Consider the following 18793-nt stretch of genomic DNA (forward strand, 5'->3'; position numbering starts at 1 on the left):
AACGTTTAGCCTGAAGCATCAGACAACGCGACGGGCACGCCACTCGTCGCGTTGTTTTCGCATCCACTCCAGAAACAGCATCACTTTTCTCTGACGCAGGTGGGAATGCGGGCAAACGATCCATTGCGTGACGAGCTTGATGCGGGGCGCATCGGCCACGGCCGGGATCAGCATTCCGCGTTGCAGTTCCCGCTCCATCATCAACGTGCTTTCCAGCGCCACGCCGATGCCCAGAACGGCGGCGTCGATGGCCATGTGGCTGCGATCGAACAGAACGCGGCGCCAGCGCTTTTCAGCCGTCACGCCGGAGAGCGGAAACCAGTGGTTCCATTGCGCCTGCGCCTTGACCGAATGGATAAGCCGCTGGTTCTGCAAATCTTCGGGCAGGAATGTACCGGCACCGGGCATATCCGGTGAACAGACCGGCAGGAACTCCTCTTCCACGAGCCCTTCCACAAACAGGCCCGGCCAGCGGCCATCGCCATGGCGCAGCTCTATGTCGACAAGCTCCTGCGAAAAATCGGTCGGCTCGTTGGTGCCGTCGAGGCGCACTTCCAGTTCGGGATGCTCCTCCAGAAAGGAGCCGAGACGCGGCAGCAGCCATTTGTTGGAAATGGTCGGGGTTGCCCTGATTGTCAGCGTGGTCACCGAGCGGAAGCCGCGAATACTGTCGGTGGCATCGGTGATCTGCTCGATCTGTGCGGTGATCATCGAGAAGTACCGCTCGCCCGCCTCCGTCAGCGTCACCTTTCGGCCGGTCCTCGCCATCAGCGTCGTACCAAGCTGGCCTTCAAGCAACTGGATCTGCTGGGAAACGGCTGAAGGCGTAACGCTCAGCTCTTCCGCCGCCCGCGAAATGCTGCCCGCCCTTGCCGCAGCATGAAAGACGAGGATCGATTTTATCGGTATCTGCATGTGGCTGGTCTTCGCTCAACGAATTACGGCAGTCACCGTGATTATCACAGGTGACTGCCGTGACGAAACGCTTGAGAGCGTAGGGTCTTTACCGGTGGCTCGGCAACTTTGGCAAAAGCACGGTCAACAGGCCGAGCAGCGGCAGGTAGGAGCAGATGCGATAGACGAACTCGATGCCTTCCTTATCCGCATAGATCCCGAGAACCGCGGCTCCGATGCCACCGAAGCCAAAGGCGAAACCGAAGAACATGCCGGCGATGAGACCAACGCGCCCGGGTACCAGTTCCTGCGCGAACACGACGATTGCCGAGAAGGCGGAGGAGAAGACGAAGCCGATGACGACGACGAGAACGGTCGTCCAGAACAGGTTCGCATAGGGCAGCATCAGCGCGAAGGGAATGACGCCGAGGATAGAGAACCAGATGACGACGCGCGAGCCGAAGCGGTCGCCGATCGGGCCACCGAAGAAAACGCCCGCCGCAGAAGCGCCAAGGAAGAGGAACAGCAGAACCTGCGCATCCTGCACGCCCAGCCCGAACTTCTCGATGGTGTAGAAGGTGAAATAGCTGGAAAGGCTGGCGAGATAGGCGTTCTTGGTGGCGGTCAAAACCACCAGCACGGCAAGCGTCATCATCACGGTGCCGCGCGCCAGCGGAAGTGCGCGGCTGGCCGGAGCCTTGCCGACATTCGCGCGGCGGTGGCGGGTATACCAGACGCCGACCCAGGACAAGACGGCAAAGCCCATCAGCGCGATCAGTGAGAACCAGCTGAGGCTGGCTTGACCGAACGGGATGACGATGAAGGCGGCCAGCAGCGGGCCGATGGCCGTGCCTGTATTACCACCAACCTGGAAGAAGGACTGTGCCAGGCCGTGGCGACCACCGGATGCCAGACGGGCAACGCGTGACGCCTCCGGATGGAAGATCGCCGAGCCGACACCGATCAGGCAGGCGCCGATCACGAGCACCTCGAAGCTGTGAGCGAATGCGAGCGTGATGAGGCCGGCACAGGTCGAGAGCATCGCGACTGGCAGGGAGAAAGGCATGGGCCAGCGATCGGTCACCATGCCGACGACCGGCTGCAACAGCGATGCCGTGACCTGAAAGGCGAAGGTGAGCAGCCCGATCTGCATGAAGTCGAGCGCATAATTGGCCTTCAGCAGCGGATAAAGCGACGTCAGCAGCGATTGCATGATGTCGTTGAGCATGTGGCAGAAGCTGGCTGCTGCAATGATTGAAAACGCCGTGCGTTGCGGGCTGAACCCGGTGCTGGTGACGGTGGCCATGATGTATCCTCTCCAGATTCCCCGCGAGAGACGGGAAACGTGTCTTTATTTCTTCCCGCTTTTATTCATATTGTTTCTGGCCTGCTTTCGTGTTCTGGACGATTTTCTTTGTGAATGGGCCAAATGGCAAAAATCAAATCGCTAAAACCCGCCCGTCTGGCGGATGACGACCATGAGCGCAGCCTGAAATTGATCGACGGCACCAACGAGCCGGTGCTGGCGCTTCACCGTGCCTATCCGACAGGACACCGTACCCCGGTCCACAGCCATGGCCGGGTGCAGATATGGTGCGCACGCCAGGGCGTCGTGCTGGTCAGCACCGCCGCCGGGCGCTGGATGATACCGCCCGGTCACGGGCTTATCATTCCAGCCGGGCTGAAACATGAGGCTGAGATCATCTCAACGGTGGAGATGCATTCGATCTACGTTCACCCCGATCTGTTTCAAGCCGGGGACCCAAGGGTGGTGGAAATTACCGCCCTTGCCTCCAGCCTGATTTCGGAATTGCTGGGCGAGGAGTTGCAACCTGCCGCTTTTCACCGGCAGGGACTGGTGCGGGCGCTTCTGCTTGATGAGGTAAACCGTCTGCCGGAACGCCCGCTGGGATTACCCTTTCCCGATAATCAGCGTCTTGCCGGTCTTTGCCGCGAGTTCCTGAAAAAGCCTGTGGCCAGAGTGGAAATCGATGACTGGGCCGCCGCCATGGGCATGAGCCGGCGCTCCTTTACGCGGTTATTTCGTAAAGAGTTGGGGGTGAGTTTTGTCACCTGGCGTCAGCAGGCCTGCATTTTTGCGTCTCTGCCAAGGCTTGCCGCGGGCGAGGCGGTGACCAATGTGGCGCTGGATGCCGGTTATGAAAATATTCCGGCTTTCACCACCATGTTCCGGCGAATGCTCGGCAATTCGCCCCGCGCCTATCGCAAGGCGGCAGGTCAGCGCAGTGCCGGCTACTCCGATTTTGAAGAGGCGGAAAATTAAGCCGCCGTCGCGCGCATATCGCGGCGGAAATCAGAAGGCGACATGCCGGCGATCTGACGAAACGCCTTGTTGAAGGCGCTGACGGAGCCGAAGCCGCTTTCCATGGCAATCTGCAGAATATTGTCCTTGCCGTTCATCAGCATCGCCTGGGCGCGAGAAAGCCTGAGCAAGGTCAGGTATTTGATCAGCGTCATGCCGGTGGATTTGCGAAACAGGTTCATCGCATATTTCGGATGAAGCGAGGCGGCGCGGGCAATTTCGGTCGCGTCGATGTCTTCTAGAAAATTGGCGGCAATGAAATCGCACATGCGCACCACGCCGATTGAGGGCGCCATGCTCTCGTCGTTCTCTTCCCGTTTGCCGCTGACGGCGGAGGATATGACGGTATAGGGCTCGAGGAACATGCGCTCCACCCGCAGCAGCAATTCCTCCACCGCGTGCTGCGCCTTGGCCGGATCACCCGAAGTGACGTAACGGAACCAGCGGCCGAAATTTTCCTCGTCGGCCCGGTCCGTCTGCGCACTCACCATCGTTGCGCCGCCCATCAGCAGGCTGGAAACCGCAGCCGGCAGCCGCATGCGGAAAAAATGGACGAGCGGCAGATGCGCGCCCGCATAAATCGAATCATCGGAGGAACGGTCCATCTGGTGCGGCTGGCCGCCCCAGAAAATGCACATCTGGCCGGCATCGAGCGAAAGGTCGTGGTCGCCCATCCGGTAATGTACGGATCCCGACATCACATAGTTCACCTCCACCTGCGCATGCCAGTGCGGCCTGAGCATGATGGGCGGGTGGTTGTAAAAAAGCTGGAGCGTGGTCGGCATGCCTTCGATGCTGCTTGCACCCGGCTGGTAGAAGGCTCTTTCGGCAATCTTACTTTCCGCCAAATCGATGTTCCCTTTGTACGAGACAGATTTCCTGCCGCCGGTAATGTGCCCATGTTCGCTAAAGAACGGCAATTGAAAAAAGGGAGGTTTTCAATGTGCTTTAAATTTCTTGGCGCGTCGACGGCTCTGGTGCTCCTTGCGGCACCGGTAATGGCGCAATCCGAGACCTTAACCATCTGGAGCTGGAATGTCGCCGCATCGGCGCTTAAATCCACTGTCGAAGGGTTCAACAAGCAAAATCCTGACATCAAGATTGTTGTTGAAGACCTTGGAAACGATCAGGTTTTCGACAAGACGCTGGCGGCTTGCGCAGCGGGTGGCGACGGCCTCCCGGATATTGTAACGGTCGAAAATTTCGAGGCGGAACTGTTCTGGAGCCGGTTCCCGGATTGTTTCACGGATTTGACTGCACTTGGCTATACGCCTGAAAAACAGGCGCTTTTTCCTGACTTTAAGCGCACGGAACTGGAGGTCGATGGCGTAGCTTATGCGGTGCCTTGGGATTCGGGTCCGGTGGCCGTTTTTTACCGGCGCGATTTCTACGAAAAGGCTGCTGTCGATCCGGCCACCATCAAAAGCTGGGATGATTTCATCGCGGCTGGCAAGAAGGTCATGGCCGCCAATCCCGGCACCGTGATGGCGCAGGCCGATTTCAACGGCGACAGCGAGTGGTTCCGCATGATCGCCAACGAGCAGGGATGCGGTTACTTTTCGACCGACGGCCAGAACATCACCATCAACAAACCTGCCTGTGTCGCGACGCTTGAAAAGATCAAGCAGATGAAGGATGCCGGCATCATCACGGCTGCGATCTGGGATGAGAAGATTCAGGCCAATACTGCCGGCAAGGCCGCGAGCCAGATGTATGGCGCCTGGTATGAAGGCACGGTTCGCTCCGGCTCTCCCGGTCTTTCGGGCAAGTGGGGTGTCTATATGATGCCGAGCCTTACGCCCGACGGCCCGCATGCAGCCAATCTAGGTGGCTCTTCGCTGGCAATAAGTTCGGCGTCCAAGCACAAGGAAGCCGCCTGGAAGTACATTGACTACGCGCTGACCACCAATGAGGGGCAGGTGACGATGCTGAAGTCCTTCGGCCTCGTTCCCTCGCTTCTCTCCGCCATCGATGATCCTTTCGTCAAGGAAAAGCAGCCCTATTGGGGTGGGCAGGCGGTCTGGACCGATATTCTGGCGACCCTGCCGAAAATCGTGCCCAGCCGTGGCACCGCGTTCCAGTCGGATGCAGATGCGATCTACAAGGCGACGCAGACCAAATATTTCGCGGGTGGTTATCCCGATGCGAAAGCAGCTCTCGACGATGCCGCAAAGCAGATCGAAACGGCCACGGGGCTGCCGGTCGCGGAATGAAGCTCTCGGATGGCCGGCCTTGCGGTTTAGCATGACCGGCCTCTCCAAGCTTTCCAACCATCGCATCTGGAGGTCGTCATGCCGTCAAGGAACAGGATCGCTTATGCGTTCCTTGCGCCCTATCTTCTGATTTTCGCGACGTTCTGGGTCTGGCCGATCGTCAGCTCGTTCATGCTGTCGTTTCAGAACACCCGCATCAATCCCTGGCGGTTTGCGCCCTCCATGAACTGGGGGAGGCTGGTCTCCGATCCGGCGTTTTATAACGCGCTCTACAATACGCTCATCATTCTGGTCATTCAGGTGCCTGTCATGATCGCGCTTGCGACCGTCATGGCGGTACTTCTGAACTCGCCACTGTTGAAGGTACGCCCGCTTTACCGTTTTGCCTTCTTCGCACCCGTCGTCGTCGGAGAAGTCGCTTATGCGGCAGTTTTCCGGCTGATGTTCAGTGCCGATTTCGGCATCATCAACAAGCTCATCACTTCCGTTGGCCTTTCGCCCATCTCGTGGTTCGACAATGCCAATGCGGCCATGGCGCTGGTCATCATCGCCGTCACATGGCGCTGGGCGGGGTATAACGCCATCATCATTCTGGCCGGCCTGCAATCCATCCCCGGCGATGTCTATGAGGCGGCGACACTGGACAAGGTGAACAAGCGGCAGCAGTTCTTCCACATCACACTGCCGCTGTTGAAACCCATCATCCTTTTCTGCGTGGTCCTGTCCGTCATCGGCACCATGCAGCTTTTTGCCGAGCCTTTCCTCATCACCAACAGGGGTGGGCCGGGCGGCGGTACGGAAACGCTGGGGTTGTTCCTTTACCGGCAGGGCTTCACTTCGCTCAATTTCGGCTACGCCTCAGCCATCGCCTACACCATGGCGGCGCTCGCCATCGCCATTTCGCTCCTTAATCTCTGGGTCGGGAGGGAGCCGAAATGAGATCGAAATCCAGATCGCTTCTCTGGCAGAAGATCGCGCTGCATGCGACGCTGACGCCGCTTGCCCTCATCTGGCTATTTCCGCTGTGGATGATGTTCGTGTTCTCGACAATGCCTGATTTTGGCATTTTCAGCCCCGACATCGTGCTCGTCCCGTCCACCAATTTCATCGAGAACTTCAAAAACCTTCAGGCGGATACCAACTTCCTGCGGGCGATGTTCATATCGATCACGGTTGCGGTCATCTATACGGTTCTCTCGGTGTTTCTGACCTCCATGGCGGGCTGGGCGCTGGCGCGCTATCGTTTTGCCGGACGCTCGGTGGTGATCGCCATCATTCTCGGCACCATCACCTTGCCTTTTGCAGTTGTCGTCATTCCCCAGTTCATCATGGTGGCGCGCGAATTCAAGCTCGCCAACACCTGGGTGGCACTCATCGTGCCGCCACTGTTCAACTCGCTCGGCGTGCTGTTCATGCGGCAATCCTTTTCCATGATGCCAACGGAGCTTTTCGATGCGGCAAGGGTCGAGGGCGTCAAGGAATGGCAGATATTCCTGCGCATTGCCCTGCCATTGGCGCGCCCCACCATGGCGGCGCTGTCGATCATCCTCTTCCTCGCTTCGTGGAATAATTATCTCTGGCCGCTGCTGATCAACTCCCGCCCAGAAATGATGACCGCACCCGTGGCACTTGGCACCCTCATCGGGCTCACCAAAGTGTCATGGGGTGGCATCATGGCCGGTGCAGTTCTGCTCACCGCACCCATTCTCATCGTTTTCGTGGCTTTGCAGCGCCACTTCATCGCCGGCATTTCCGCCGGGGCAGTCAAGTAAGGGGAGAGACCGCATGGCGGAACTTTCGCTCAAGAATGTCGTAAAGCGCTACGGTGCGCTGAAAGTCATCCATGGTGCAGATCTCGATATTGCCGATGGCGAGTTCGTGGTCTTCGTCGGCCCGTCCGGCTGTGGCAAATCAACGCTTCTGCGTATGATCGCGGGGCTGGAGGATATATCGGACGGCGATATCAGTATCGGCGGCAGAACGGTCAACGATGCCGATCCGGCCGATCGCGGCATCGCCATGGTGTTTCAATCCTATGCGCTTTATCCGCACATGACGGTTGCCGAAAACCTGTCCTTCGGCCTGAGGATGAACGGTAATCCCAGGGCCGACACGGAAAAGCGTGTCAGCCGCGCCGCCGAAATCCTGCAGATCAACGAGTTGATGGAACGCCGGCCAAAGCAGCTTTCCGGCGGGCAGCGGCAGCGTGTCGCCATCGGCCGCGCCATCGTGCGCGAACCGCAGGTCTTTCTGTTCGACGAGCCCTTGTCGAACCTCGATGCGGAACTTCGGGTGCAGATGCGGGTGGAAATCTCGCGGCTGCACAAGCAGCTTGGCACCACGATGATCTATGTCACCCACGACCAGACCGAGGCGATGACGCTGGCCGACAAGATCGTGGTTTTGAGGGCGGGCAATATCGAACAGGTCGGTGCCCCGCTCGATCTTTATGACGACCCCGCCAACCGTTTCGTTGCCGGTTTCGTCGGTTCGCCTAAGATGAATTTTCTGGAGGCGACCGTCATTGGTACAGGTGGACAAAGCGTTACGCTGTCGCTCGACAGCGATCCTGCCGTGCGGCTGACCCTGCCGATCAAGGACCGGCTCGATGAGGGAAGCAAGGTCTCGCTCGGCATCCGGCCCGAACATTTTCCCGATATCGGGCAGGGCGATGCCGATCTCACCGTCCACGTCGATGTCGCCGAGCACCTCGGCAATACCAGCTATGTCTATGCCCGTACGGAAGGCGGTGAGCAACTCGTCATCGAGCGGCCGGAATCGCGAGACGTCGCCAATCGTGACCGGCTGACGGTCGGTCTTTCCGCCCGCAAGGCATTTCTTTTCGACAGTCAGGGCAATCGCCTGCGCTGAACCCTTTCCCAAGCACGCAAGTCAAGACGAGGATTTCATGACGACCGACCAACCGATCCGCTGGGGCATTATCGGCCCGGGCACCATCGCCAAGACCTTTGCGGACGGCATTGCCCATTCCCGCACGGGTAAGCTCGAGGCTATCGCCACCCGCAATCCGGACAAGCCCGGCCTTGCTGACGCCTTTCCCGGCGCGCGCATCATCCATGGTTACGACGCGCTGCTTTCTGATCCCCATATCGACGCCGTCTATATCGCCACGCCCCATACCGGCCATGCGGAATGGGCGATCAAGGCGATCCGTGCGGGCAAAAACGTGCTGGTGGAAAAGCCCATCGCGCTTTCCGCCTATGACGCCGACGCCATTTTCCACGAAGCGAAAAAAGCTGATGTCTTTGCGGGCGAGGCCTATATGTACCGCCTGCATCCGCAGACGGCAAAACTGGTGGAGTTGATCAGGAACCGCGCCGTTGGCGATATCCGCATCATCCGCTCCAGTTTCGGTTTCAACATGGGGTCTTTCCGTGCCGATCATCGTCTGTTTTCCAATGAGACGGCAGGCGGCGGCATTCTCGATGTCGGCGGTTATCCAGTATCCATGGTGCGGCTGATTGCCGGTGCAGTGGATGGAAAACCCTTTGCTGAACCCGAAAAGATTGTAGGTGCGGCCCATCTCGGCCAGTCGGGCGTCGATGAATGGGCTTCGGCCGTTCTGAAATTTTCGAACGGTATCGTTGCCGAAGTCTCCTGCTCGATCATGGCAGGCCAGGACAATGTGCTGCGCATCATCGGTTCGGAAGGCCGTATCGAAGTCAAGGATTTCTGGTTCGCCGCCGGCCACAAGGGTGGCACCGGCCGGATCGATATTTTCAGGGGCGACAAGGTCGAAACCATCGAATTGCCGGAAGACCGTTGGCTCTATTCCTTCGAAGTCGATGCGGCAGTTGAGGCGATAAGGCAGGGCAAGCAGGAATTCAGCGCGCCCGGCATGGGCTGGGCCGACAGCCTCGGCAATCTACGTGTCATGGACCAGTGGCGTGCCGCCGTTGGCCTGGAATACAGCGTCGAAAAAGCAACCTCTCGCATCACGAATATTGCCGGTGGCAAGGTCGTGGCAGGCAATGCGGTTCCGAAGCGGCAGATACCCGGCCTCACCAAACCCGCTTCGGTGGTTGCGCTCGGTTTCGAGTTCTTCCCCAATTTCGCCTCCGCGTCCCTGACGCTCGATGCCTTTTATGAGGCTGGCGGCAATCTGTTCGATACGGCTTATGTCTATGGCGGCGGCAAGACGGAAGCCATATTCGGTGACTGGCACACCAGCCGCAACGTGCCGCGCCAAGAAATCGTGCTGATCGGCAAAGGCGCGCATTCGCCCCTCTGCTATCCGGACATGATCGCCAAGCAGCTCAACCAGTCGCTGGAGCGTCTGAAGACGGATTATGTCGATGTCTATTTCATGCATCGTGACAATCCCGACGTGCCGGTCGGCGAATTTGTCGATGCGATGGATGCCGAAGTCCGGCGTGGTCGCATTCGGGGCATTTTCGGAGGATCGAACTGGACGCGCGAGCGTATGGACGAGGCCACCGCCTATGCGCAAGAGAACGGCAAGCAGGCGCCGGGCGCACTTTCCAACAATTTCTCGCTTGCCGAAATGCTCGATCCCATCTGGGCGGGGTGTGTGGCGGCATCGGACGATGAGTGGAAGGCATGGCTCCAATCCCGCCAGATCCCGAATTTCGCCTGGTCGAGCCAGGGGCGTGGCTTCTTCACCGACCGGGCGGGGCGGGACAAGCGAGATGACGAGGAAATCGTCCGCGTCTGGTATTCCGACCGCAACTTCGACCGCCGCGACCGGGCGATCGAGCTTGCCCGGAAACTCGGCCGCCATCCGATCCACATCGCGCTCGCTTATGTTATCGCCCAGCCTTTCCCGGTCATTCCGCTGATCGGGCCGCGCACCATTGCCGAACTGGAGGACAGCCTTTCTGCGCTGGATATCAAGCTGACGGCTGAGCAGGTTAAGTGGCTGGAGGCGTGACGCGACACGAGGCGGCGGGTTTTCCGCGGCCTCCGGATGGATGATAAAGTCGGCTACCTCTCCTGCGTCATGCCGGGCTTGACCCGGCATCCGGCCACGGTGTGTCAGCGCCGTGGCCGGAGCCTTTTGCAATCAAGGAATTGACCGTGCTGGACCCCGGACCTCGTCAGGGTGACGGAATGCGGATGCTGTGGTGGTGCTAAAGCACTGTTTTATAGGAGGACTATCCCCAACCTCCAACCTCATCTTGTTTTCCTGCTTCTTTCTCTCAGCAGCCGCTGATAAATCGGAATCTTGATATAACTGCGCCCGCCTGAAAACACGGGGGTGAAACAATCTACCGGGGTTCTTATGGGCGATATCGATCGAGGCCGTGCGCAGCAGTTGATGGGTGAGGCGGGCATGGATGCGCTGGTGCTGTTCCAGCCGGAAGCCTTCCGTTATGCGGTTGGAGCACATGCCGGTGTTGCGACGATGTGGGGCAGGGCGGGGTCGGCGATTGCGCTTATGCCAGCCGATGCTGCGTCCGGGCTTGCCGCCGTCGTCAGCGATCACGCCGCACCTCTTGTCGAGAAGGTCGCGCCTGATGTCGATCTGCGCCGGCATCGCATCTGGATCGATATGGTCGATATGTCGGGTGTCGAAAACGTCTCGCAGGTAGACGGTGCCTATCGTCGAAACAATTCCGGCGGACAGAGGCCGGAGACATTCGATCGCGCCGCCTGCTTTGTTTTGCTGGCCGACCTTCTGCAGGAACGCGGGCTGTCTGCGGCGCGCATCGGTGCCGATCTCGAATTCATGCCCGCCGCCGATTTTTCGGCTCTTCGTGAGGCGACGCCCGCTGTGACCTGGGTTGATGGTTCGACAGTGCTGAAACGTCTGCGTGCGGTGAAATCCGTTCGCGAGATTGAACTTCTCAGGCGGGCCGCAGCGGCCGCTGAGGCCGGGCTGGTCGAGATGGCGGCGGCCGTGCGGCCGGGCGTGGCGCTCAGCCAGCTTTCCAACGCGTGGAAAGCCGGCGCTCAGTCGCATGCCTTGAAGTCGGGTTTTTCGCTGAGCGGCCATTGGGACTATATATCGGTTGGTCCGGCCCTGTCGGATATGACGGCGGTCGTCGCGCCCGGTGCCCTGATCAAGGCCGATGTTGGCACGTTGGTCGATGGTTATTCGTCGGATGGCGCGCGGACGTTTTCATGGGGTGCGGTCTCTCCGCTCGCGGCCAATATTTTCAAGGCGCTGGAGGCAGCTTTTGCCAGCGGGCTGGAAGCGATTCGTCCCGGCAATACATTCGGTGCGGTGCACGCCGCCATGCTGGCTTCGATGCGCAAAGACGGATTCAGCGAATATTATCGCGGTCATTTCGGCCATTCCGTCGGCGGCGGCGTGGGCATCGAGGAATGGCCATTCTTTTCCCATGACAATGAGGAGGTCATTCTTCCCGACATGGTCGTGGCACTTGAAGCGCCGTTTTACGGCGAAGGTCTGGGCGCGCTGATGATCGAGGACCAGTTTCTCGTTACCACAGCAGGGGCAGAGTGCATGAACAGCCTGCCACGCACCCTGCGGGATTTGTCCCTGGCCTGAGGCCGGCCAGGTTCAGAGAAAGTCGTCGCGGCGAGGGGTGAAGCAGTCGATCAGTTCGCCCTCTTCCAGGCAGAGGCAGCCGTGCTCGACATGGCCGGGAATGATGAGGCTGTCGCCTTTCTGCAGGTCGTAGGCTTCGCCATCGCGGTAAAAGCGGAAGCTGCCGCTGGCGACATAGGTGGATTGCACATGCGGATGGTTGTGCAGCTTGCCTTCGGCGCCGGTCTTGAAGCGGAACGAAACCACCATCAGCTCCGGCGCTTCGGAAAGCACGGTGCGTTCAACACCATCGTCGGGTGAAACGGTGGGGAATGTCGGAAGCTGCTGCATGTGGTTCTCCTCGGTCATGCGATGTCGTTCAAGCTTGAAATTCAGCGCGGCGCGCGCAGCATGGCGCGGTAACGCGTCTGACTGCTTTTCAGGTGGTGGCGCATGGCGCTTCTTGCCGCCTCTTCGTCGCCGTCCTGTATAGCAATCAGGATCGCTTCGTGCTCACCGACAAGCCGGTTGAGGTCAGCGGGCGAAAGCACGGTTTCCTTGCCGTTTTCGGCAACGGCGCGGCGCGGAATGAGCGTTGGGCCAAGCACCTGTAGAAACTCGCTGAAGCGCGGATTATTGGTTGCGTCGGCAACGGCCAGGTGAAAAGCGAAGTCGGCCTCTGCTGTCGGAATGCCCTTGGCGGCGCTGGCGCGGAAGGCATCGAAGGCTTCGATGATTTTCTCCTCCTGCGCCGGGGAGCGGCGAACGGCCGCAAGACCGGCGGCATCACCTTCCACGGCGGTGCGCAGTTCGAGCATTTCGATCAGGGACGAGACGCGGGCAAGATCGACATTATGGAACGGCCGTCGCTCGACAGGCGCTGGCTCCAGCACGAAGACGCCCGCACCCTGACGCGGCTCGACCAGCCCGTCGGACCTCAGTGAGGCGATGGCCTCGCGCACCACGGTGCGGCTTACGCCGAATTCCTGCGTCATCTGCGCTTCGGAAGGCAGGCGCTCGCCTGTCTTATAACGGCCCTTGGCGATTTGGCTGCGGAGCTCCTCGGAAACCTTCACCACAAGCGTCTTGGCTTGCGGAGCTGCCGGTTCGGAGGTTATCGCTTTTGTCATTGTCATCGCCGTTCTAAAAAAGGGTGCAGGTTAGCGTCCGGTATTCCTCGATACGTCATTCGCGGTCCGGCTTGCAATCCCGCTGCACGCGCAGGAAAGACCGGTTATCATGCCTGTCGGTCCCGAATGGCATTTCACGTCGCCTTGAAGATCGGATTGTCGATGAAAACGCCGCCCTGAAAACGCGCCACCGCATCTTTAGGGTCTGGTTGCGGTGTTGTCTCGGCAATGTACTGCCGGAAAGTCTCGGCGTTGTCCTTCGGTTTCCAGCCAAGCCAGCCGAGGTGGGAATTGTCCCACCAGCCCGCGTCATTGGCCGATGCGCCCCAGACGACCGGGCAGCCGAGCACCGGCGCGCGGAAAACCGCCTCGATCAGCGATACGAAATCATCCTGCGAAAACCAGGTCGACAACATGCGGTGATTTTGCGGTTCCGGCGTGCAGGAGCCGATGCGGACCAGCGCCGTTTCCTGGCCGAATTTTTCGAAATACATGCGGGCGAGGCTTTCCCCGAAACATTTGGACACGCCGTAAAGACCGTCCGGCCGGAAGGGAACGTCGGGGCCAAGCCGCTCTGTCTGGGAATAATAACCGATCGTGTGATTGGAGCTGGCGAAGACGATTCGCGGCTGCCCATGGGCGCGGGCCGCCTCATAGAGGTTATAAAGCCCGATGATATTACCGTGAAGGATCTGCTCGAAAGGCCGCTCCACCGATATGCCGCCAAGATGGACGATGCCGTCACAATCGGCGACCATCGCATCAACGGCGCTGGCGTCGGCCAGATCGCATTGCACGCATTCCTCGTTCGGTCCGGCAGGATCGAGCGGCGAAAGATCGGCAAGACGCAATATCTCGGCCATGGGTGCGAGGCGCTTGCGCATGACGCGGCCGAGCTGGCCAGCCGCACCGGTAACAAGAAGCCGTTTCATTGCAATTCTCCCTAAACGAATGGACTGCGGATCATCGAGGCTGCGGGAAACCCCATTCAACGTCTCCGGCGTGGTCGAGATATCCAGGTTCCTCTTGACCTTGTCATACAGATCGTACAAAAAGCGGATAACATATATTATGTCCTATACGCAACAATCATGAAGGATGAGTTTGATGCTGACCGTCGAAACAAGGCAGGCCGTCAACCCGGAATATGCAAAAACGCTCGATACCGAAGGGCTTCGCAAGCATTTCCTCGCCAACGACATGTTCCGTTCCGGCGAAATCAGGCTGATCTATACCCATTACGACCGTTTCGTCATGGGCGGCGCGATGCCTGATGGTGCCCCGCTGATGCTGGACAAGGTCGAGGAAACCAAGACGCCGTCGTTCCTTGACAGGCGCGAGATGGGCATCGTCAATATCGGAGACACCGGCACCGTCAACGCTGGTGGCGAGACGTATACGCTCAATCGTGGCGACGTTCTGTATCTCGGTGCGGGAAGCGGTGCGGTGACCTTCGATGGCGCGGGCCGGTTCTACATCACTTCATGCCCGGCGCATCGCAGCCTGCCGGCAAAGCTCGTCAGCCTTGCCGACAGCAAGGAGGTCAAGCTTGGTGCGACCGAGACCTCCAACAAGCGCACAATCAACCAGTTCATCCACCCGCTGGTCATGGAAAGCTGCCAGCTGGTGCTCGGCTATACGACGCTAGAGGACGGCTCCGTCTGGAACACCATTCCGTCGCATATTCATGATCGCCGTATGGAGGCCTATCTCTATTTCGGCATGGATGAAAAGTCGCGCGTTCTGCACCTGATGGGTGAGCCGCAGGAAACGCGGCATCTTTTCATTTCCAACGAAGAGGGTGCCATTTCTCCGCCCTGGTCGATCCATTCCGGCGCTGGCATCGGCTCTTACACGTTCATCTGGGCCATGGCTGGGGACAATGTCGATTATACCGACATGGACTTCATTCAGCCGGGGGATCTGAAATGAAAAATCCTTTTTCGCTTCAAGGGCGTAAGGCGCTGGTGACGGGTGCCAATACGGGGCTTGGTCAAGCAATCGCCGTCGGCCTCGCCGCGGCCGGCGCGGAAGTTGTCTGCGCCGCCCGCCGCGCGCCGGACGAGACGCTGGACATGATCGCGAAGAACGGCGGCAAGGCCGCCGCATTGTCGATTGATTTTGCCGATCCACTCGCCGCCAGGGACAGCTTTGCCGACGCCGGTTTCGATATTCTCGTCAACAATGCCGGCATCATTCGCCGCGCCGATTCCGTGGAGTTTTCAGAGCTCGACTGGGATGAGGTGATGGACGTCAATCTCAAGGCGCTGTTTTTCACCACGCAGGCCTTCGCCAAGGAATTGCTGGCGAAAGGTCGTCCGGGCAAGGTAGTCAATATCGCCTCGCTACTGTCGTTTCAGGGCGGCATCCGCGTGCCGTCTTATACGGCGGCGAAGCATGGCGTTGCGGGTCTGACCAAGCTTCTGGCAAATGAGTGGGCCGCGAAGGGCATCAACGTCAATGCCATTGCGCCCGGTTACATCGAAACCAACAATACCGAGGCGTTGCGGGCGGATGCTGCCCGCAACAAGGCCATTCTCGATCGTATCCCGGCAGGCCGCTGGGGGCATTCTGAAGACATCGCCGGGGCGGCGGTTTTCCTCGCCTCGCCGGCGGCCGACTACGTGCATGGCGCCATCCTCAATGTCGATGGTGGCTGGCTGGCGCGTTAATGTGCGCCGGTTTTCAAAATTCATCATATAACTTGTATGATGACTTGTTGACAAATATGCGGCAAGCGGTTTAGGTGGCTTCCAGTCAGTGAACTTGCAGAGGAATACGGATTATGAACCCTGAACAAATCAAGGCGGCGCTTGGCTCCGGCCTGCTCTCCTTCCCGGTAACGCATTTTGATTCCGAGGGTCGTTTTGCGGCCGATAGCTACAGGGCGCATGTCGAATGGCTTGCCGGTTACAAGGCGCCGGTGCTGTTTGCCGCGGGCGGTACGGGCGAGTTCTTCTCGCTGAAGCCGGATGAAATCCCTGCTATCGTTTCGGCTGCCAAGGAGGTGGCCGGTGAAACGGCAATCGTTTCCGGCTGCGGCTACGGCACCGAAGTTGCGGTTGATATCGCACGCTCGGTGGAAAAAGTCGGTGCTGATGGCATCCTGCTTCTGCCGCATTACCTCATTGATGCGCCGCAGGAAGGCCTTTACGCGCACATCAAGAAAATATGCCAGTCGGTCGGCATCGGCGTCATGGTTTATAACCGCGACAATTCGGTGCTTCAGGCGGATACGCTGGCGCGTCTCTGCGATGAGTGCCCGAACCTCGTCGGCTTCAAGGACGGCACCGGTGATATCGGTCTCGTTCGCCAGATCACCGCCAAGATGGGTGACCGCCTGATGTATCTCGGCGGCATGCCGACGGCGGAACTGTTTGCCGAAGCCTATCTCGGCGCCGGTTTCACCACCTATTCCTCGGCCGTCTTCAACTTCGTGCCGGGCCTTGCCAACGAGTTCTATGCGGCGCTGCGGGCCGGCGAGCGCGCCACCTGCGAACGCATCCTGACGGAATTCTTCTATCCGTTCATGGCGATCCGCAATCGCGCCAAGGGTTACGCTGTCTCCGCCATCAAGGCTGGCGTTCGCCTGCAGGGCTTTGATGCGGGTCCGGTGCGCTCGCCGCTGAAGGATCTGACGAATGAGGAAATCGGCATGCTCGATGCCCTGATCGGCACGCACAAGCGCAAGGTGTGATCAAGGTATAACGGGAGGGGAACGATGAAGATCACAGCGGTGCGCACGCATCTGCTCGAACATCGGCTGGCCACGCCGTTTGAAAGCGCATCCATGCGCTTTGACCGGCGTGCCCATGTTCTGGTCGAAATCGAATGCGATGACGGGACTGTCGGCTGGGGCGAATGCCTCGGTCCGGCGCGACCGAACGCCGCCGTGGTTCAGGCCTATTCCGGTTGGCTTATTGGCCAGGATCCCCGCCAGACCGAAAAGATCTGGGCTGTGCTTTACAATGCCCTGCGCGACCAGGGCCAGCGCGGCCTCAGCATTACCGCCCTGTCCGGTATCGATATCGCGCTGTGGGATATCAAGGGAAAGCATTACGGCACCTCCATCTCCATGCTGCTCGGCGGGCGCTGGCGCGAAAGCGTGGGCGCCTATGCCACCGGCAGCTTCAAGCGTGATGGGGTCGACCGTATCTCCGACAATGCCAATGAGATGGCGGAGCGCCGTGCAGAGGGTTTTCACGCCTGCAAGATCAAGATCGGTTTCGGCATCGAGGAGGATCTTGCGGTCATTGCCGCCGTGCGCGAAGCGATCGGGCCGGATATGCGGCTGATGATCGACGCCAATCACGGCTATACCGTTACCGAAGCCATCGCGCTCGGCAATCGTGCGGCTGAATACCGCATCGACTGGTTCGAGGAGCCGGTGGTTCCCGAGCAGCTCGATGCCTATGCCCGCGTGCGGGCGGGCCAACCAATCCCGGTTGCGGGAGGCGAGACCTGGCACGGGCGTTACGGCATGTGGCAGGCGCTTTCCGCCGGTGCCGTGGATATTCTCCAACCAGACCTCTGCGGCTGCGGCGGCTTTTCCGAAACGCAGAAGATTGCCACGCTTGCCACGCTGCACGGCGTGCGCATTGTACCGCATGTGTGGGGCACGGGCGTGCAGATCGCCGCTGCCCTGCAGTTCATGGCCGCGATGGTGCCCGATCCGGTGCGGGTAAACCCCATCGAGCCGATCATGGAATTCGATCGGACGCATAATCCGTTCCGTCAGGCCGTGCTGCAACAGCCGATAGAGGCGGTGAACGGTGTCGTCGCCATTCCCGATGGTCCCGGTCTCGGCATCGAGATCAACCGCGACGCACTCGTTGAATTCAGGATGCCACAGCCATGAGCGAACTTGTCAGAAAACTAAGCGGGACACCGCCGCAGCCAGCGTTTCCGAAAGGGGCGGTCGATACTCAGATGCATATGTATCTGCCCGGATATCCAGCCTTGCCGGGTGGGCCGGGCCTGCCGCCGGGTGCGCTGCCGGGGCCTGAGGATTATCGCCAGCTCATGCAATGGCTCGGCATCGACCGCGTCATCATCACCCAGGGCAACGCCCAACAGCGAGATAACGGCAACACGCTGGCCTGCGTGGCAGAAATGGGCGAGGCAGCCCGCGCGGTGGTGATTATCGATGAGAAGACGACTGAAAAGGACATGGAACGACTTGCCGCTGCCGGTGCCGTGGGCGCCCGTATCATGGATTTGCCTGGCGGCGCGGTGAACCTATCGGAACTGGAAGCGGTGGATCAGCGTGCCCATGCGGCCGACTGGATGGTGGCGGTTCAGTTCGACGGCAATGGGCTTCTCGATCATTTGCCGCGCCTTGAAAAAATCCGTTCGCGCTGGGTCTTCGACCACCATGGAAAATTCTTCAGGGGTATCGACACGGATGGCCCGGAGATGGCGGCACTTTTGAAGCTCATCGATCGCGGCAATCTCTGGTTCAAGTTTGCCGGTGTTTATGAAAGTTCGCGCGACGCCTGGCCCTATGAAGATGTTGCAGCCTTTTCGCGCCGTATCGCTGCCCATGCGCCGGAGCGGATCGTCTGGGGGACGAACTGGCCGCACAATTCGGTCCGTGAGACGGCTGCCTATCCGGATGATGCCCGCCTTGCGGAGCTCACACTCGGCTGGCTGCCGGACGATGCGGCCCGTCATCGAGCGCTGGTGGAAAATCCAGAAGCCCTGTTCAAGCTGCCGCCACTCAAGGCGGTGTAGTTTCAATTCGGGATAGTTGGGGAAA

At 59.6% G+C, this 18793-nt stretch carries 18 protein-coding genes; 12 read left to right on the plus strand and 6 right to left on the minus strand.

From position 1 onward, the window contains the following. Positions 1 to 18 precede the first annotated feature (18 nt). Together ACQZ5Y_RS18135 and ACQZ5Y_RS18140 are read right to left on the minus strand one after the other, a co-directional pair. A complete protein-coding gene (locus tag ACQZ5Y_RS18135; protein WP_080801141.1) occupies positions 19 to 915 on the minus strand; it encodes a LysR substrate-binding domain-containing protein in 897 nt (298 codons plus the stop codon). Between the two features lie 88 nt (positions 916 to 1003). Further along, positions 1004 to 2200: an MFS transporter gene (locus ACQZ5Y_RS18140; RefSeq protein WP_003517947.1), complete on the minus strand. Its 1197-nt coding sequence runs from the start codon at positions 2198 to 2200 to the stop codon at positions 1004 to 1006. A gap of 123 nt (positions 2201 to 2323) precedes the next feature. Here ACQZ5Y_RS18140 and ACQZ5Y_RS18145 point away from each other — a divergent pair, with 123 nt between their 5' ends. Continuing rightward, positions 2324 to 3178, plus strand: a complete 855-nt coding sequence (locus ACQZ5Y_RS18145) for an AraC family transcriptional regulator (RefSeq protein WP_035199352.1) — start codon at positions 2324 to 2326, stop codon at positions 3176 to 3178. On the opposite strand, the gene ACQZ5Y_RS18150 is transcribed toward ACQZ5Y_RS18145, so the two are convergent. After that, the gene (locus ACQZ5Y_RS18150) at positions 3175 to 4065 is read right to left on the minus strand and encodes a helix-turn-helix domain-containing protein (RefSeq protein ID WP_112650562.1); all 891 of its coding nucleotides are present in this window, start codon (positions 4063 to 4065) and stop codon (positions 3175 to 3177) included. The two genes, ACQZ5Y_RS18145 and ACQZ5Y_RS18150, sit on opposite strands and share 4 nt — an antisense overlap. A gap of 93 nt (positions 4066 to 4158) precedes the next feature. On the opposite strand from ACQZ5Y_RS18150, the gene ACQZ5Y_RS18155 reads away from it, so the two are divergent. The 6 genes from ACQZ5Y_RS18155 to ACQZ5Y_RS18180 all read left to right on the plus strand — a co-directional run bounded on the left by ACQZ5Y_RS18155 (position 4159) and on the right by ACQZ5Y_RS18180 (position 11926). Beyond that, positions 4159 to 5430 (plus strand): ABC transporter substrate-binding protein, encoded by a 1272-nt coding sequence (locus ACQZ5Y_RS18155; protein ID WP_035199351.1) that lies wholly within the window; start codon positions 4159 to 4161, stop codon positions 5428 to 5430. A gap of 78 nt (positions 5431 to 5508) precedes the next feature. Beyond that, entirely contained in the window at positions 5509 to 6369 is an 861-nt protein-coding gene (locus ACQZ5Y_RS18160) for a carbohydrate ABC transporter permease (RefSeq protein ID WP_013761426.1), read from the plus strand. After that, positions 6366 to 7202, plus strand: a complete 837-nt coding sequence (locus ACQZ5Y_RS18165; protein WP_003517937.1) for a carbohydrate ABC transporter permease — start codon at positions 6366 to 6368, stop codon at positions 7200 to 7202. Before ACQZ5Y_RS18160 ends, ACQZ5Y_RS18165 begins: the two co-directional genes overlap by 4 nt. Before the next feature lie 13 nt (positions 7203 to 7215). After that, positions 7216 to 8301 (plus strand): ABC transporter ATP-binding protein, encoded by a 1086-nt coding sequence (locus tag ACQZ5Y_RS18170; protein ID WP_025595934.1) that lies wholly within the window; start codon positions 7216 to 7218, stop codon positions 8299 to 8301. Positions 8302 to 8338: 37 nt separating this feature from the next. Further along, positions 8339 to 10342 (plus strand): aldo/keto reductase, encoded by a 2004-nt coding sequence (locus tag ACQZ5Y_RS18175; RefSeq protein WP_174059978.1) that lies wholly within the window; start codon positions 8339 to 8341, stop codon positions 10340 to 10342. Positions 10343 to 10693: 351 nt separating this feature from the next. Beyond that, complete coding sequence (locus tag ACQZ5Y_RS18180; protein WP_112650559.1) at positions 10694 to 11926, plus strand: M24 family metallopeptidase; 1233 nt, start codon at positions 10694 to 10696, stop codon at positions 11924 to 11926. A 12-nt stretch (positions 11927 to 11938) separates the two neighbouring features. Here ACQZ5Y_RS18180 and ACQZ5Y_RS18185 read toward each other — a convergent pair whose 3' ends face one another. The 3 genes from ACQZ5Y_RS18185 to ACQZ5Y_RS18195 all read right to left on the minus strand — a co-directional run bounded on the left by ACQZ5Y_RS18185 (position 11939) and on the right by ACQZ5Y_RS18195 (position 13967). Next, a complete protein-coding gene (locus ACQZ5Y_RS18185; RefSeq protein WP_003517929.1) occupies positions 11939 to 12256 on the minus strand; it encodes a cupin domain-containing protein in 318 nt (105 codons plus the stop codon). 41 nt (positions 12257 to 12297) lie between these two features. Then, a complete protein-coding gene (locus ACQZ5Y_RS18190) occupies positions 12298 to 13035 on the minus strand; it encodes a FadR/GntR family transcriptional regulator (RefSeq protein ID WP_003517927.1) in 738 nt (245 codons plus the stop codon). A gap of 134 nt (positions 13036 to 13169) precedes the next feature. Then, positions 13170 to 13967: an NAD-dependent epimerase/dehydratase family protein gene (locus ACQZ5Y_RS18195; RefSeq protein ID WP_174059977.1), complete on the minus strand. Its 798-nt coding sequence runs from the start codon at positions 13965 to 13967 to the stop codon at positions 13170 to 13172. Positions 13968 to 14142: 175 nt separating this feature from the next. Between ACQZ5Y_RS18195 and kduI the strand changes: the two genes are divergently transcribed. The 5 genes from kduI to ACQZ5Y_RS18220 all read left to right on the plus strand — a co-directional run bounded on the left by kduI (position 14143) and on the right by ACQZ5Y_RS18220 (position 18768). Further along, the gene (gene kduI, locus ACQZ5Y_RS18200; protein WP_174059976.1) at positions 14143 to 14967 is read left to right on the plus strand and encodes a 5-dehydro-4-deoxy-D-glucuronate isomerase; all 825 of its coding nucleotides are present in this window, start codon (positions 14143 to 14145) and stop codon (positions 14965 to 14967) included. Further along, the gene (kduD, locus tag ACQZ5Y_RS18205) at positions 14964 to 15707 is read left to right on the plus strand and encodes a 2-dehydro-3-deoxy-D-gluconate 5-dehydrogenase KduD (protein ID WP_112650557.1); all 744 of its coding nucleotides are present in this window, start codon (positions 14964 to 14966) and stop codon (positions 15705 to 15707) included. Before kduI ends, kduD begins: the two co-directional genes overlap by 4 nt. A gap of 113 nt (positions 15708 to 15820) precedes the next feature. Then, positions 15821 to 16732 (plus strand): 5-dehydro-4-deoxyglucarate dehydratase, encoded by a 912-nt coding sequence (gene kdgD / locus ACQZ5Y_RS18210; protein WP_111801512.1) that lies wholly within the window; start codon positions 15821 to 15823, stop codon positions 16730 to 16732. Between the two features lie 24 nt (positions 16733 to 16756). Further along, a complete protein-coding gene (locus ACQZ5Y_RS18215; protein ID WP_112650556.1) occupies positions 16757 to 17893 on the plus strand; it encodes a D-galactarolactone cycloisomerase in 1137 nt (378 codons plus the stop codon). Next, positions 17890 to 18768, plus strand: coding sequence for an amidohydrolase family protein (locus ACQZ5Y_RS18220; RefSeq protein ID WP_013761415.1), 879 nt, complete (start codon positions 17890 to 17892; stop codon positions 18766 to 18768). Before ACQZ5Y_RS18215 ends, ACQZ5Y_RS18220 begins: the two co-directional genes overlap by 4 nt. The last annotated feature ends 25 nt before the right edge of the window (positions 18769 to 18793 follow it).

This window comes from Agrobacterium sp. A3-95, assembly GCF_053521785.1.

Excerpts from the sequence above, each read along its gene's own strand:
- ACQZ5Y_RS18160 (WP_013761426.1), top strand. The coding sequence starts at position 5,509 with ATGCCGTCAAGGAACAGGATCGCTTATGCGTTCCTTGCGCCCTATCTT.
- ACQZ5Y_RS18170 (WP_025595934.1), top strand. The coding sequence starts at position 7,216 with ATGGCGGAACTTTCGCTCAAGAATGTCGTAAAGCGCTACGGTGCGCTG.
- kdgD (WP_111801512.1), top strand. The coding sequence starts at position 15,821 with ATGAACCCTGAACAAATCAAGGCGGCGCTTGGCTCCGGCCTGCTCTCC.
- ACQZ5Y_RS18215 (WP_112650556.1), top strand. The coding sequence starts at position 16,757 with ATGAAGATCACAGCGGTGCGCACGCATCTGCTCGAACATCGGCTGGCC.
- ACQZ5Y_RS18190 (WP_003517927.1), bottom strand. The coding sequence starts at position 13,035 with ATGACAAAAGCGATAACCTCCGAACCGGCAGCTCCGCAAGCCAAGACG.
- ACQZ5Y_RS18220 (WP_013761415.1), top strand. The coding sequence starts at position 17,890 with ATGAGCGAACTTGTCAGAAAACTAAGCGGGACACCGCCGCAGCCAGCG.
- ACQZ5Y_RS18195 (WP_174059977.1), bottom strand. The coding sequence starts at position 13,967 with ATGAAACGGCTTCTTGTTACCGGTGCGGCTGGCCAGCTCGGCCGCGTC.
- ACQZ5Y_RS18135 (WP_080801141.1), bottom strand. The coding sequence starts at position 915 with ATGCAGATACCGATAAAATCGATCCTCGTCTTTCATGCTGCGGCAAGG.
- ACQZ5Y_RS18180 (WP_112650559.1), top strand. The coding sequence starts at position 10,694 with ATGGGCGATATCGATCGAGGCCGTGCGCAGCAGTTGATGGGTGAGGCG.
- ACQZ5Y_RS18165 (WP_003517937.1), top strand. The coding sequence starts at position 6,366 with ATGAGATCGAAATCCAGATCGCTTCTCTGGCAGAAGATCGCGCTGCAT.
- kduD (WP_112650557.1), top strand. The coding sequence starts at position 14,964 with ATGAAAAATCCTTTTTCGCTTCAAGGGCGTAAGGCGCTGGTGACGGGT.
- ACQZ5Y_RS18155 (WP_035199351.1), top strand. The coding sequence starts at position 4,159 with ATGTGCTTTAAATTTCTTGGCGCGTCGACGGCTCTGGTGCTCCTTGCG.
- ACQZ5Y_RS18185 (WP_003517929.1), bottom strand. The coding sequence starts at position 12,256 with ATGCAGCAGCTTCCGACATTCCCCACCGTTTCACCCGACGATGGTGTT.
- kduI (WP_174059976.1), top strand. The coding sequence starts at position 14,143 with ATGCTGACCGTCGAAACAAGGCAGGCCGTCAACCCGGAATATGCAAAA.
- ACQZ5Y_RS18140 (WP_003517947.1), bottom strand. The coding sequence starts at position 2,200 with ATGGCCACCGTCACCAGCACCGGGTTCAGCCCGCAACGCACGGCGTTT.
- ACQZ5Y_RS18145 (WP_035199352.1), top strand. The coding sequence starts at position 2,324 with ATGGCAAAAATCAAATCGCTAAAACCCGCCCGTCTGGCGGATGACGAC.
- ACQZ5Y_RS18175 (WP_174059978.1), top strand. The coding sequence starts at position 8,339 with ATGACGACCGACCAACCGATCCGCTGGGGCATTATCGGCCCGGGCACC.